Below are 15,082 nucleotides of genomic sequence, written 5' to 3' on the forward strand. Positions count from 1 at the left end.
CATGACTTGGTTAAAATCTACAATTAAAAAAATTTGGGATAAACTTGGTCCAATCTGGCGCCGTTGGCAATTTGGGCGACTCTTGATTGTGTTATTCATGACTCTGTTTCTTGCAACCAGTGTGTATTTGGTTGTTTTGGCCAAAACCGCAAACGTTGAAAACTTAGAAGCTACTCTGTCAGCAACCACTGAGATATATGATGATGAGGGTAAAAAAGCCGGTGAATTGTACTCACAAAAGGGAACTTATGTAAAGTACGATCAAATTTCACAAAACATGCGTGATGCGGTTTTATCAATTGAAGATCGGAATTTTTATCATGAACACGGTTTTTCGGTTAAAGGGATTGCCCGTGCAGCACTGATGTATGTGCGAAATAAAGTAACTGGTTCTAACGCAATTTCCGGTGGTGGTTCAACGTTAACCCAACAATTGGTAAAAAATGCCTATTTAACGCAAGAACAGACATTTACCCGTAAAGCCAAAGAAATATTTTTGTCAATGCAAGTTGAACAAGATTATTCTAAAAATAAAATTTTCACCATGTATTTAAACAATGCGTGGTTTGGTAACGGGGTATGGGGTGTCGAAGATGCGGCTCAGAAATATTTTGGTGTTCATGCTAGTCAATTGACGACAGCACAGGCAGCCACATTAGCAGGCATGCTGACAAGCCCGGCCCAGTTCAACCCGATTGATCATCCAAAAGCATCAGATGCACGGCGAAATGTTGTACTTTCGACAATGGTGGCAAATAAAAAGCTGACCAAAGCTCAAGCAAGTGCTGCACAAGCAACAACGACAGTTCTGCACGACACTTATAATGCCTCGGGTGAGTATAAATATCCATGGTTTTTTGATTCAGTTATCAGCGAAGCTATCAAAACATACGGTTTGACCGAAAGCGATGTGATGAATCGCGGCTACAAAATTTATACGACGCTCAATCAAGAAGATCAAACTAATTTACAAAATGACTTTGACAACGATGCTATGTTCAATTATGTGAACAATGCCCAAGCTGCTTCAATTGTTCTAAATGCAAAAAATGGTGGCGTCAGGGCCATCGTCGGTGGTCGTGAAGAGACGCACACTTTCCGTGGCTACAATCGTGCTAACCAAGCGCTTCTATCACCTGGCTCTACGATTAAGCCAATTGTTGTATATGCCCCTGCTTTGCAACGTGGCTATTCGATTGATTCTGAATTACCAAACAAAGTCATGTCGTTTGGTGTCAACGGCAATTTTACGCCAAACAATGCTGGCAATGTCGAAACAGCTGATGTACCAATGTATTCAGCACTTGAGCATTCTTACAATATTCCCGCAGTTTATTTATTAAACAAGATGGGCGTGTCGGTAGGATATAATAGTGCTATCAAATTTGGTTTGCCATTGACTTCAAGTGATAAAACATTGTCGTTAGCCTTAGGTGGTTTGTCGAGTGGTGTCTCACCGCAGCAAATGGCTCAGGCCTATACCGCATTTGCTAATGACGGTGTTATGAGTCAGGCACACTATATTACAAAGATCGTTGATGCCACAGGTAAAGTCATTGTCAATACACCCAAGGCAAAACAAACAAGGGTCATTAGTAGCACAGTTGCTGATAACATGACTAGAATGATGTTGGGCACGTATACGAACGGTACAGGTGTTGGATCGGCACCAAGTGGCTATACGATTGCTGGTAAAACAGGTACGACCGAAAATTCACTCGATCAAAATAATGCTAACTCGTCAAAAGATTCTTGGGCAATGGCTTATACCAAAGACATTGTTGAAGCGACTTGGATGGGACTTGAAGGTAAAAATGCACAATCAAATTCTTTGCCACTTGGCCTAACATCAACGATGGGGCCATTAGTTAAAACGTCCCTTGAACAGATATTGCCAAATACGAGTCAGTCAACATTTACAGTAACTAATCCTAATACAAGTACGAGCAGTAGTGATAGTTCTTCATCTAGTGATATCTGGGGTACTATTCAAAAAGATTTCAATACTGGAGTGAAGAAAGCTGTTGATGGTGCTGGCAAACTATGGGATACTGTAACAGGACTTTTTGGACAGTAACTACAAAATAAAAAAGGATAGAAAAATGACTGTAAATATTTATGATAATGCCAATGAAATGGCTAAAGTACTAACTGAAACACAACAATATATTGCTTGGCAAAATGCCTTCAGCGATGTACAAGAAGATGCAACGTCAAAGCAACTGTTTGGTGAATTTCAACAGATTCAACACGCGGTGCAGCAAATGATGCAAACACAGCAACAACCTGATCCAGAAAAAGAAAAGGAATGGGATGCTGTGGCAGCTCAGGTTCAAAATGATGATAAAATCAAGGCTTTAATGAACGCTGAACAGGCGCTCAACACACTTTTGACGGAAATTAACGATATTGTGACAAAGCCAGTTGCTGAGGCATATGCTAAGCTAAATTAAGCAAAATATTTTCACCGGCAGTCATCTGCTGGTGTATTTTGTATAGGGGACAATAACAAAATGATGAAGTTTATTAAAGAGTGGGTTTTCCCAATAGGATTTGCTGTTTTATTTGTGGTATTGATTCGAACATTTTTGTTTACTGGCGTTAGCGTGAGTGGACCATCGATGCAACCTAATTTGCAGAATAAAGAATTTGTTTTTTTGAATAAAATTGCATCCTACAAGCGTGGGGATGTGATTGTGTTTGATGCTCGTCAAGAAGATCCAAGAATAGCAGATGGCGAGAAAGATTATGTTAAGCGAATTATTGGCATACCTGGCGATACAGTAGCATATCGAAATGGTAATCTGTACGTCAATGGCAAACAGGTAAACCAGGACTTCATCAGTGCCAGTGAACGTAAGGAAGGAACAGAAATGTCCTTTGGTACTACTTGGTCTCTCAAAACGTTATCAAGTGGCAATACTTGGCAAGCTAAAGATCGTAATCATACAACTGTGCCCAAGGGAGAGTATTTCGTAATGGGAGATCACCGTTCGGTATCTAATGATGGTCGTTATTTTGGCTTCGTAGATAAGAAGCATATCACTGGTAAGGTGATTGTACCCTTCTGGAACAGCAATAAAGTAGCCAAATCAAATGTAAATCAAGGGGATAAAAATTTCTTTGCAAAGTAGTTTGCACTCCGAGTAGAAAAATGTTAATATATTAACAACAAATGAAACCTTTAACCAGGTCCAGAGAGGCCTGCAAGGATGATAGATACGATTGGTGAAGTGTAGGCTTTTACCCAAATTTTCTAGAACCAAGCAGGTGACTAACTTGCTTGGTTTTTTGTATAAAGAGGGGAAATATGCGTAACTTTTTGAATATAAATACACTAAGTGAACAAAATGTGTTTCAATTAGTTAAACGAGCGATTGCGTTGAAGTCTGGGGATACACCCAAGCGGTTGCCAATAACGGCTGTGAATTTATTTTTTGAAAATTCAACACGAACGTATAGCAGTTTTCAAATGGCTGAGAATCGTCTTAATTGGCAAAAAATCATCATTAATCCTCAGACAAGTTCAATGACTAAAGGTGAAAGTCTCATTGATACATTGAAAACGCTAAAAGCTATTGGTGTTGATGTAGCAGTCATTAGACATTCTCAGAATGCGTGGTATAAAAATCTATTGACTGCCACTGGACATGATTTGCCACAGCTCGTTAATGCTGGTGACGGTAGCGGGCAACATCCTTCCCAAAGTTTATTGGATTTAGTCACAATTTATGAAGAATTTGGTCGATTCAAAGGATTGAAAATTCGAATTGTTGGTGACTTGGCCCACTCAAGAGTTGCACGCTCAAATGCTGAAATTTTGAATAATTTGGGCGCAACGCTGACCTTTAGTGGACCAGATAGTTGGCGACCTGACGATTTCACAACATTTGGGTCATATACAGACATTGATAATGATTGGTCAAATCAAGATGTCGTCATGTTCTTGCGTGTACAGCATGAAAGAATTACGCAAACAGAAAATCAATCCTTTTCTAGTAGACAATACCACGAGCAGTTTGGGTTGACACAAGATAGGTATGAACGATTAAAAAACACGGCGATTATCATGCATCCAGCACCAGTTAATCGTGATGTAGAAATTGCTGATGAACTGGTTGAAGCACCACAATCTAGAATATTTGAACAAATGACAAATGGCGTGTTTGCTAGAATGGCTATTTTAGAATATGTAACGGAGAATGATTAATGACAGTTATCAAAAATGCTAGGGTTTTGCTAAATGATGAACTAGTACAACGCGATGTCCAGTTTAAAGATGGCAAAATCGTTGCTGTTTCGAAACTGATCGATGATACCAACGATCGGTATTTTGACGCGAAACAAGCGTTTTTATCCGCAGGATTAATCGATGTTCATGTCCATTTTCGGGAACCAGGGTTTGAGTATAAGGAGACCATTGCCACTGGTTCTAAGGCTGCTGCGCGTGGTGGCTTTACAACAGTTATTGCGATGCCCAATCTCAATCCAGTCCCAGATAATCCGAAACTATTGGCGGATCAAATTCAACGAAATACCGACAACGGTTTGATTCATATTGCGCAGTATGGCGCTATTTCTGCTAATTTGACGGCAACTAAAATTTCTGATATTAAAGGGATGGCTGATGCGGGAGCAACCGCGTTTACTAATGATGGCAAAGGTGTTCAGACAGCTGATACCATGTTACAAGCGATGCAAGCAGCCGCGTCAGTCAATAAACCGTTAGCAGCTCATCTTGAAGATGATAGTTTATTACACGGTGGCGTTATGAACGCTGGTGCAACGGCAAAAAAATTAGAACTGCCAGGCATTACAGGATTGGCTGAAAGTACACAATTAGCGCGTGATTTGGTTCTGGCAAAAGCAACGGGTGTACATTATCATGTTGCCCATATCTCGACGAAAGAATCAGTGGCCTTGGTTCGTATGGCAAAAGCAGCAGGAGTAAACGTGACTGCTGAAGTGTCGCCACATCATCTGTTGTTAGCAGATGATGATATTAAAAGTGACAATGCTTTGTTTAAAATGAATCCGCCACTGCGTGCCCAAGCAGATAGAGAGGCGTTAATCTCTGGATTACTGGATGGCACCATTGATATGGTCGCCACTGATCATGCACCGCATGGGAGCGAGGAAAAATCAAAATCATTCCGTGAATCCCCATTTGGGATTACCGGAATCGAAACAAGTTTTCAATTGCTTTATACGCATCTTGTTAAAAGTGGTGTGATGACTTTAGCCACGCTAATGAAACGCATGGTATCTTCACCGGCAGAAGCTTTTCAACTGAAAGCACCAACTAATATTGCGGTTGGTGAAGTAGCGGATTTGGCCTTATTTGATTTAGACCATGAAAGTGACATTACCGTTGATGATTTTCAATCATTAGGCAAAAATTCACCTTTCGTTGGTTGGCGAGTATTTGGTAAAACGTTGGCAACTTGGGTTGATGGCGAAATAGTTTACGAGGATCAAACAAAATGACAAAAAGATATTTAGTTTTAGAAAATGGGTCAATTTATGAAGGTGAAGCTTTTGGTGCGGATGTTGACGTGATGGCTGAGTTAGTGTTCAACACAGGTATGTCCGGTTATCAGGAATCAATTACTGACTTATCATACCGCGGCGAAATGATTGTTTTCACTTATCCTTTGATTGGCAACTACGGTGTTAATCGTGATGATTTCGAAAGCCTGCGTCCAGCTGCCTCAGCAATTGTTGTGCATGAAATTGCTCGGCGACCAAGTAATTGGCGTCAAATGATGAGTTTACCTGAATGGGCAGAAAAAAGTGGTATGCCAGGCATTAGTGGTGTTGATACCCGAGCTTTAACTAAAGAATTACGCGATTTTGGTGTCATGAAGGCTGCTTTAGTAGATGAAGTCACTGAAGAAACATTAAGTGCTCTGAAAAATTTTCAATCGTCAAAAACCATGGTCGCTGATGCAACTACCAAAACGCAATACCAAAATCCAACTGATGGTGTATCAATTGCACTAATTGATTTTGGTTTAAAAAATTCAATTTTACGGTCTTTAGCGAAGCGTGGTGCAAATGTGATGGTTTTTCCAGCTGATGTGGCCGCTGAAACAGTTTTAGCAGCTAATCCGGATGGCATTTTGTTGTCAAATGGGCCTGGAGATCCGCAGGATGCTGCCTATGCTATTCCAACGATTCAAGCGCTAGAAGAGAAGGTACCGTTGATGGGAATTTGCTTAGGACATCAGCTATTTGCCCTTGCAAACGGTGCAGAAACCTATAAATTAAAATTTGGTCATCGGGGCTTTAACCACGCTGTCCGTCATTTATCAAAAGAACGTCTGGACTTCACTTCGCAAAATCATGGTTACGCCGTTGACCGTGATAGCCTTGCTAATACTGATTTAGTGGTGACGCATGAAGAAATTAACGACCACACGATCGAAGGTTTGCGTTTGAAAAAGCATCACGCTTTCTCGGTTCAGTTCCATCCTGATGCTGCACCTGGTCCACATGATGCAGAATACTTGTTTGACGATTTTCTAACAATGATTGCAGATGCAAAAAAGGAGACAACTCAAAATGCCTAAACGTAGCGACATCAAAAAAGTGTTGGTCATTGGTTCAGGTCCCATTGTGATTGGGCAAGCAGCTGAATTTGACTATTCGGGTACACAAGCTGCTTTGAGTTTGAAAGAGGAAGGTTATGATGTTATTCTGGTAAATTCTAATCCAGCAACAATCATGACTGACTCAGAAATTGCTGATAAAGTGTATATCGAACCATTGTCACTAGATTTTATCGAACGTATTTTGCGTAAAGAACGACCAGACGCAATTTTACCAACATTAGGCGGTCAAACAGGCTTAAATATGGCTAAGGACCTGTCCGAAGCGGGCATTTTAGATGACTTAAATATTGAACTATTGGGCACCAAGCTGTCGGCTATTGAAGAAGCTGAAGATCGTGAAGAATTTAAAGATTTAATGGAACGACTTCATGAACCAATTCCAGAATCAACAATTGCTACAACGGTTGACGAAGCTATCGCATTTGCTGATGAACATGGTTATCCTGTTATTGTCCGTCCTGCGTATACTTTAGGCGGAACTGGTGGTGGAATTGCAGAAAACCATTCAGAGTTACTAGCGATCTCGGCCAATGGCTTGGAGTTGTCTCCAGTCACACAAGTTTTGATTGAGCGCTCAATTGCTGGTTTCAAGGAAATTGAATTTGAAGTGATGCGCGATGCACATGACAATGCGTTGGTAGTGGCTTCAATGGAAAATTTTGATCCAGTCGGTATTCATACGGGCGATTCAATTGTGACGGCGCCAGTTCAAACTTTATCGGACCGTGAAGTTCAAATGATGCGTGACGCAGCTTTGAAAATTATTCGTGCTCTAAAAATTGAGGGCGGCGTTAATATTCAGATGGCGTTAGATCCGAAGTCCTACAAATATTACATCATTGAGGTTAACCCACGTGTTTCAAGATCATCTGCTTTGGCTTCAAAAGCAACTGGTTATCCTATTGCTAAGATGGCTGCCAAAATTGCAGTTGGTTTGACACTAGATGAAATTATCAATCCTGTTACTGGTACAACGAAAGCAGAATTTGAACCAGCATTAGACTATGTCGTTGTGAAAATTCCGCGTTGGCCGTTTGATAAATTTAGTTCAGCTGATCGTCGACTTGGCACTCAAATGAAGGCGACAGGAGAAGTTATGGCTATTGGTCGTAACATGGAAGAAGCTTTGTTAAAGGCTGTTCGTTCTTTGGAAATTGGTGCTGTTGGACTCGATGATGTGACATTTGATAATTTGTCAGATGAAGCGTTGATGCAAGCACTTATGCCAGCGCGAGATGATCGTTTATTTATGATTGCCGAACTATTACGTCGCGGTATTTCGCTTGAAGCCATTCATGATAAAACCTTGATTGATGAATTTTTCTTAGATAAAGTATTGCATATTATTGAAATTGAGCAAGAATTGGCAGAGCATGTCAATGATGTTGATTACTTGCAGTATGCTAAAAAGAATGGCTTTGCTGATGCCACGATTGCAAAAATTTGGCACCAGTCAATGTCAGAAATACGACAACTTCGCCATTCAAATCACTTGTTACCTGTGTATAAAATGGTTGACACCGTAGCGGCTGAATTCGAATCGAAAACACCATATTACTATGCTACCTATGAAAAAGAAAATGAATCAGTTGTTTCTGATAAAAAAAGTGTGATTGTTTTAGGGTCAGGTCCCATTAGAATTGGTCAAGGTGTGGAATTTGATTACGCAACTGTACATGCGGTGAAAGCAATTCAGCGCGCAGGATATGAAGCGATTATTATGAATTCTAATCCTGAAACGGTTTCAACGGATTTTTCTGTGTCTGATAAATTGTATTTTGAACCTTTAACATTAGAAGATGTTTTGAATGTGATAGATTTAGAACAGCCTATTGGTGTCGTCGTGCAATTTGGTGGGCAAACTGCTATTAATTTGGCGCAACCTCTCACTGATAATGGTGTTCAGATTTTGGGGACAACGGTTGAAGATTTAAATCGTGCTGAAGATCGTGAAGCATTTGATCAAGTGATTAAACAACTCGCATTACCACAACCAGTGGGTAAAACAGCTACAACTGTTGCTGATGCTTTGAGTGCAGCTCAAGAAATTGGTTATCCAGTTCTCATCCGACCATCTTATGTTTTGGGTGGTCGAGCAATGGAAATTGTGTCATCTGACGACGAATTAAAAGACTATATGCAGCGTGCGGTCAAAGTTTCTAATGATCATCCAGTATTGATTGACTCATACCTCGTTGGTCAGGAAGCCGAAGTAGATGTCTTATCAGATGGTGACACTGCCGTAATTCCTGGTATTATGGAGCATATTGAACGTGCCGGTGTACATTCTGGTGATTCAATGTCAGTATATCCGCCACAATATTTGTCACAAAAAGTGCAGCATGAAATGGTTAACGCGGCCATTAACTTAGCTAAATCATTGAACACAGTTGGCTTAATGAATGTGCAATTTGTCATCCACGAAAATACAGCCTATGTGATTGAAGTTAACCCCCGTGCCTCGCGTACAGTACCATTTATTTCAAAAGTGACTCATCTGCCATTGGCACAATTAGCTACTCGTGTGATGCTAGGTGAAAAATTGGCTGATATGGGATTTGAAACAGGTCTTGTGCCAGCCGATGACATGGTTCATGTCAAAGCGCCAATCTTTTCATTTACTAAATTGCCAGATGTTGATTCACTACTTGGACCTGAAATGAAGTCAACTGGGGAAGTCATGGGGTCGGATACAACTTTGCCAAAAGCATTGTATAAAGCCTTTGTTGCTTCAAATATTAAGGTACCGCAGTATGGTAACGTGCTTTTCACAGTCGCAGATGCTGACAAGGAAGAGGCGCTGACCTTAGCGCAACGATTTAATGATCTTGGATTTGCAATCTTTGCTACCGCCGGTACAGGTAGTTACCTCGCAGCTAATGCGTTACCAGTCGAAGTCTTAGATAAAATTTCAGAATCTGATAACAATTCAGTTGTTGCATTGCGTGAACAAAAGTTGCAAATTGTCATCAATACTACCCAAGCTGATGAACGTGCAGAGAGCGATGGCCGGTTGATTCGAAATGCAGCCATCGAAAATGCCGTGCCATTGTTTACGGCACTGGACACAGTTAAAGCGTTTTTGGAAGTCCTAGAGTCACGTAGCTTTACAGTTAAAGAAATGCAATAATAATAAAGGACTAATAAAAACAGCCTGAGAGCTGTTATTAGGAGAAAACATGAATAATCGTTTAACAGTCAACTTACCTGGTTTAAGTCTTAAAAATCCCATTATGCCATCATCTGGTTCAGTGTATTATGGACTTGATGATGTCTACGAAGTCGAGCGTTTGGGCGCTTTGGTTACTAAAACAACCACTTTGGATGAAAGAATAGGCAATCCTCAACCTTGGATTGTAAACACGTCAGCTGGCATTTTGAATTCAGTCGGTTTGGCAAATCCTGGTGTGAATAAAGTCATTAAAGAATTTTTACCAAAAATAGCGAATAAATACAGCAATTTACCGGTGATGATTTCAATTGCCGGCGAAACAGTGCAAGATTATGTTAGATTAACAGAATATCTTGATGCCATTGATACTGTTTCAGCGATTGAAGTTAACTTATCTTGTCCAAACGTCGATCGTGGTGGTATGGAATTTGGTGTTAGTGCCGAATCTGCTGCTGAAGTGATTGCTGCCATGCGCCAAGTTACTAAGAAACCTATTTATGCCAAAATGTCGCCTAATGTTACTGATATTAAACCAATCGTCAAAGCAGTTGAATTGGCTGGTGCAGATGGATTGGTCTTAATCAATACATTAGTCGGGATGAGTCTTGATTTGGCTAAGCGTGCGCCGAGTTTGGTAAGAGGAATTGGCGGTCTATCAGGTACAGCTATCCATCCGATTGCTGTACGATTTGTTTATGAAGCGGCTCAGACTGTTGATATTCCAATTATTGGCGTAGGCGGCGTTACGCAGGTTGACGATGCTTTAGAACTTATGATGGCGGGCGCGTCAGCCGTGCAAGTCGGGTCTGCAATTGCGACAAATCCAACAATCATGACAGATATCATTGCAGCATTACCAAAAGCACTTGATAAATATGGATTTACGGACGTGACAGAAGTAACGCGAACGTTCAAGAAAAGATGACCACTAAGGGGAAAAAACATGATAAATCGACCAGTTTTTATTGCACTGGACTTTCCAGATGGTAACACGGCACTAAATTTTTTAGAACCTTTTAAAAAAATAGACAAAAAGCCGGCAATCAAGGTTGGTATGGAATTATTTTTTGCAGAAGGACCGGATTTTGTCAGAGATTTACGCCAAAAGGGATTTGATATCTTTTTAGATTTAAAACTTTATGACATTCCCAACACTGTTGGCCATGCAGTTGCCAATATTGCAAAATTAGATGTTCAGTATTTAACGTTACATGCGGCCGGCGGGACTAAGATGATGACTGCTGCAGTTGCTAATAAAGGTCAAAACTTAAAAATACTAGCAGTGACGCAATTAACATCTTTTTCTGAAGCTGACGTTCAAGAAATTTCCCAATCGACAGTAACGTTGGCAGAAAGTGTGTTGTACTTAGCAAAAATGGCTGACAACGCAGGTGTGGATGGCACGATTAGTTCACCTTTAGAAGCTGGTATGATACAAGCTAACACGCAATCAGATTTCTTAACCATTACGCCTGGTATCCGTTTAGCTGGGGATAACGCAAACGATCAAAAACGTGTCACAACACCAGCCAAAGCAAAACAATTAGGTGCAACGGGACTGGTTGTTGGTCGTTCGATTACTAAAGCTAGTGATCCAGTTGCCGCATATCAACAAGTATTGAATGAATGGAGTCTTTAAATGACAGATTATGCAAATGCAGTTGCTAATGATTTACTAGAAATTGGTGCAGTTAAATTTTCACCGGAGGCACCATTCACATGGGCGTCAGGTATTAAAAGTCCGATTTATACTGATAATCGCATGACGATTGGTTTTCCAAATGTTCGAAAAAACATTTATAGTGGTTTAACAGAATTAATCAAAACTGAATACCCTGATGTTGAAATTATTGGCGGCGTTGCTACAGCAGGGATTCCGCACGCAGCATGGGTGGCGGATCAATTAGAAAAACCAATGATTTATGTCCGGTCAAAACCAAAAGATCATGGAGCGGGTCGCCAGACAGAGGGTGCAAACGTAGCGAATCACAAAGTAGTGCTAATTGATGATTTGATTTCAACGGGTGGTTCAGTCCTGGCTGCAGCAAAAGCAGTTGAAAAAGAGGGTGGTAATGTTTTGGGCATTGTGTCAATTTTTTCATACGAACTGTTAGCTGGCGTAAAAAATTTTGAGAGTGCTAATTTAACTTTTAAATCATTGACAACCTATTCACAGCTGATGACATTGGCTATTAGTCGAGGAGACTTGGCTGAAGATCAGATTGAAACATTAAATGAATGGAAAAAGCAACCTGAAAAATGGCAAGTAAACTAAAAAAATCGACAATATTGTCGATTTTTTTAATAGATTGCGTCTCGATAAAGACCAATAACTTTACCGAGAATGGTAACTTGCTTTAAAATAATTGGCGCCATTGCATCATTTTCAGGTTGCAATCGATAATGATCTGCTTCACGGAAAAAGCGTTTTACAGTTGCCTCATCATTGTCATTCATTGCGACAACGACGTCACCATTATCAGCATTTTCTTGACGACGAACAATGACTTTGTCACCATCCAAAATACCAATATTGATCATTGATTCGCCATGAACATTAAGCATGAACAAATCACCATCAAATTGCATTAGATTGTCAGGAATGGGGAAAAATTCTGTTGCCTCTTCTTCAACGGCCAAAATTGGTGTTCCTGCTGTCACAACACCGAGAACAGGAATCTTACCAGGCGTAATTGAAACACCTAGCATTTCTAACCCAGCGTCTGTGATTTCAATGGCGCGTGCTCTTGGTTTTGAAGCATCTTTTAAGAGATATCCTTTTTTAACCAAACGCTCAATATGGCCATGAATGGTAGATGACGAAGATAATCCAACGGCCTCACCAATTTCCCTGACTGTGGGAGGAAAACCGTTAGTTGATTGGGCCTCATGTATAAATCTTAAGACTTGTATTTGTTTGCTTTCTTGAATAATTGCCATGATGGGGTTCCTACTTAATAATTAGTAACTCAATTATACCCAAAAAACACGAACAAATCAAACACGTGTTCGTGATTTTATAAAATACCAAATAAGTATTCAAGAATATTTATAAATTCTGTAGAAACCACGTGATTTCTGTTTGTTTTCTGTGTATAAAGAACTGGAATTTTGAACTTATTAACTTCACTTTTTTGATGGCATGCACTAACCGGCTGTGATATAATTGTTATCAGACATTCGATGAGGAGAAAAAACATGAGTACAGGACTTGTAATCTTGATTGCGGTTTTGGCCTTGGCGATTGGTTTGGCTGGTGGTTTCTTTTTGGCACGTAGTTCAATGAAAAACTATTTGGCTAAGAATCCACCAATTTCTGAAGAAATGATGAAGTCAATGATGATGTCAATGGGTCAAAAGCCATCACAAAAAAAGTTGAATCAAATGATGGCTCAAATGAAACAACAAAGTGCAAATGCGCAAAAAAAATAAGCTTAGCGCTTATTTTTTTTGTATTCTTTTAGGATCAATGTAGTGCCAATCAGGATTAATTTCATCATCTAATTTATCGAACGCTGATTGCATGATGTCTGTATATTTGGCGATGTTTTCAGCATTCAATTTATCGGCGCGATCAATGTAGATTGGCTCTCCAAAATTAATTGTGGTATTATGGCGTTTAAAGAGGTGGCTAAACTTCACTGGGCCTTGGTATACCGCCGGTACAATTGGTTTTCCGGCCATACGCGCAATTAGCAATGATCCGGACTTCAAATCATCGCTGTGGCGCGAACCAGACGGGAACATGATTAATGATCTTTGACCACTTTTCAGCTCACGAACTGGATATTTGATGACACTAGGACCAACGTTTTCACGATCAACAGGGAAAGCACCTGCTGATTTAATAAGCCAGGCCAGTGGTTTAAATTTAAAAAGTTCAATCTTGGCCATAAAAATAAAATGTTTGGGATACGCAGCCACAGCGTACCATACAGGGTCCCACCAAGTACGATGTGGGCCAACTAAGACATAATTATCATCTTTAGGTAGTTTGTCACGGTTCATATATGTAATGCGACCGTTGATTGTCCAAATAATAGCCACGGCAACACCACGAAGAAAGTCGTAAAATTTCATATTTATTCACCTCATAAACGAAATCAAATTTAATTTTACCGAGAAAAGGGAAGAAACGCAAATGACAGAGCCAAGTTTAACAGCAGGCGAACGGATTGATGGTTTACCATCTCAAAATATTAGAATTATTCAAAGTCCAGATATGTTTTCTTATTCACTTGATGCCATTTTACTAGCACATTTTGCAGATGTTAAAGGTAAAGGACGGGGACATGCTGTTGATTTGGGTGCCGGCACCGGGGCGGTGGGGTTATTTTATGCGCCAAAAGTGAGTGGCCGCGTCACATTAGTCGAAATCCAGCCTGAATTGGCAGCCATGGCACAGCGCAGTATTGATTTGAATGGGATGTCTGATCGTGTTAGTGTACTGCAAAAGGATATGAAAAATATTTTTGAGGACATCAAACCGGGATCGGTCGAGACCGTGTTGAGTAACCCACCTTATTTTCCTTTAAATGACACCACTAAAACTAATCATGATCATCACTATGAATTAGCGCGCCACGAATTAACAATCAACTTACCAAATTTAGCTCAAATTGCTAATAAACTGTTGAAAAATAACGGTAAATTCTATATGGTCCATCGACCAGACCGTTTGGCAGATATTTTTGCAGCTTTTGCTAACCGCAAACTTATGATTAAGCGGATTCAATTCGTCTATGGTAAGGCAGATCGTGAGGCAAATATGGTTTTGGTCGAAGCGATTAAATCAGGACGTCCGGGTGGCGTACGAATTTTACCAGCTTTAATTGCTTATGATGAAAAAAATGATTACACACCCGAAATGAATAACATTTTGTATGGCAAGGCTTGGTCATAATGAAAGCATATTTTTTTTACGTTTTATATACTGCTGACGGCTATTTTTATGGTGGTTTTACAGATGATGTCTTGCGTCGTTTAGCGACACACGAATCAGGAAAGGGAGCTAAATTTACACGTGTTAAATCTCGTCATCCACTTCAATTGATTTATCAGGAATCATTTGAAACTAAAAGTGATGCATTAAAGGCAGAGGCAGCTTTTAAAAAGCTGACGCGACCTCAAAAAGAAACGTTTCTATTGGCACACAAAGTAACCAAAGTATGGTAATAAAGTCCTTGCTAAACATATAAAAATACCGTATAATTTAACTTGTTGTGGAAAACAACAAATACACACGACAAACGAGAACGCGTAGGTGCAGTGATGTCAGCGTGAACCACGAATTTGT

At 40.1% G+C, this 15,082-nt stretch carries 15 protein-coding genes; 13 read left to right on the plus strand and 2 right to left on the minus strand.

Annotation, left to right across the window (positions count from 1 at the left end):
* The first annotated feature begins 1 nt into the window (after window position 1).
* The 10 genes from IAE53_RS02055 to pyrE all read left to right on the plus strand — a co-directional run bounded on the left by IAE53_RS02055 (window position 2) and on the right by pyrE (window position 12,061).
* The gene (locus IAE53_RS02055; protein WP_188352680.1) at window positions 2-2,077 is read left to right on the plus strand and encodes a PBP1A family penicillin-binding protein; all 2,076 of its coding nucleotides are present in this window, start codon (window positions 2-4) and stop codon (window positions 2,075-2,077) included.
* 25 nt (window positions 2,078-2,102) lie between these two features.
* A complete protein-coding gene (locus IAE53_RS02060; protein WP_200135875.1) occupies window positions 2,103-2,453 on the plus strand; it encodes a YlbF family regulator in 351 nt (116 codons plus the stop codon).
* 60 nt (window positions 2,454-2,513) lie between these two features.
* The gene (gene lepB / locus IAE53_RS02070) at window positions 2,514-3,134 is read left to right on the plus strand and encodes a signal peptidase I (protein ID WP_139967549.1); all 621 of its coding nucleotides are present in this window, start codon (window positions 2,514-2,516) and stop codon (window positions 3,132-3,134) included.
* A gap of 176 nt (window positions 3,135-3,310) precedes the next feature.
* Entirely contained in the window at window positions 3,311-4,210 is a 900-nt protein-coding gene (locus IAE53_RS02075) for an aspartate carbamoyltransferase catalytic subunit (protein ID WP_200135876.1), read from the plus strand.
* Complete coding sequence (locus IAE53_RS02080) at window positions 4,210-5,487, plus strand: dihydroorotase (protein ID WP_148422954.1); 1,278 nt, start codon at window positions 4,210-4,212, stop codon at window positions 5,485-5,487. The genes IAE53_RS02075 and IAE53_RS02080 overlap by 1 nt, the downstream gene beginning before the upstream one ends.
* Window positions 5,484-6,572, plus strand: coding sequence for a carbamoyl phosphate synthase small subunit (locus tag IAE53_RS02085; protein WP_148422953.1), 1,089 nt, complete (start codon window positions 5,484-5,486; stop codon window positions 6,570-6,572). Before IAE53_RS02080 ends, IAE53_RS02085 begins: the two co-directional genes overlap by 4 nt.
* Window positions 6,565-9,744, plus strand: coding sequence for a carbamoyl-phosphate synthase large subunit (carB, locus tag IAE53_RS02090; RefSeq protein WP_200135877.1), 3,180 nt, complete (start codon window positions 6,565-6,567; stop codon window positions 9,742-9,744). Before IAE53_RS02085 ends, carB begins: the two co-directional genes overlap by 8 nt.
* A gap of 49 nt (window positions 9,745-9,793) precedes the next feature.
* Window positions 9,794-10,711, plus strand: a complete 918-nt coding sequence (locus IAE53_RS02095; protein ID WP_200135878.1) for a dihydroorotate dehydrogenase — start codon at window positions 9,794-9,796, stop codon at window positions 10,709-10,711.
* An 18-nt stretch (window positions 10,712-10,729) separates the two neighbouring features.
* Window positions 10,730-11,425 (plus strand): orotidine-5'-phosphate decarboxylase, encoded by a 696-nt coding sequence (gene pyrF, locus IAE53_RS02100; RefSeq protein WP_200135879.1) that lies wholly within the window; start codon window positions 10,730-10,732, stop codon window positions 11,423-11,425.
* Window positions 11,426-12,061 carry an orotate phosphoribosyltransferase gene (gene pyrE / locus IAE53_RS02105; RefSeq protein ID WP_148422951.1) on the plus strand — a complete coding sequence of 212 codons (636 nt, stop codon included), beginning with the start codon at window positions 11,426-11,428 and terminating at the stop codon, window positions 12,059-12,061. It begins immediately after the preceding gene.
* 26 nt (window positions 12,062-12,087) lie between these two features.
* Here the strand turns inward: pyrE and lexA are convergent, their stop codons facing one another.
* Entirely contained in the window at window positions 12,088-12,726 is a 639-nt protein-coding gene (gene lexA, locus IAE53_RS02110) for a transcriptional repressor LexA (RefSeq protein WP_010280560.1), read from the minus strand.
* A gap of 258 nt (window positions 12,727-12,984) precedes the next feature.
* On the opposite strand from lexA, the gene IAE53_RS02115 reads away from it, so the two are divergent.
* Complete coding sequence (locus IAE53_RS02115; protein WP_036067662.1) at window positions 12,985-13,218, plus strand: YneF family protein; 234 nt, start codon at window positions 12,985-12,987, stop codon at window positions 13,216-13,218.
* Between the two features lie 9 nt (window positions 13,219-13,227).
* Here IAE53_RS02115 and IAE53_RS02120 read toward each other — a convergent pair whose 3' ends face one another.
* Window positions 13,228-13,866 (minus strand): 1-acyl-sn-glycerol-3-phosphate acyltransferase, encoded by a 639-nt coding sequence (locus IAE53_RS02120; protein ID WP_139967557.1) that lies wholly within the window; start codon window positions 13,864-13,866, stop codon window positions 13,228-13,230.
* Window positions 13,867-13,927: 61 nt separating this feature from the next.
* Here IAE53_RS02120 and IAE53_RS02125 point away from each other — a divergent pair, with 61 nt between their 5' ends.
* On the plus strand, window positions 13,928-14,689 hold the full coding sequence (locus IAE53_RS02125) for a tRNA1(Val) (adenine(37)-N6)-methyltransferase (protein WP_200135880.1): 762 nt from the start codon (window positions 13,928-13,930) through the stop codon (window positions 14,687-14,689).
* Window positions 14,689-14,961, plus strand: a complete 273-nt coding sequence (locus IAE53_RS02130) for a GIY-YIG nuclease family protein (RefSeq protein WP_148422949.1) — start codon at window positions 14,689-14,691, stop codon at window positions 14,959-14,961. Before IAE53_RS02125 ends, IAE53_RS02130 begins: the two co-directional genes overlap by 1 nt.
* Window positions 14,962-15,082: the final 121 nt, after the last annotated feature.

This window comes from Leuconostoc sp. S50 (assembly GCF_016624925.1).
Classification (GTDB): Bacteria; Bacillota; Bacilli; order Lactobacillales; family Lactobacillaceae; genus Leuconostoc; species Leuconostoc pseudomesenteroides.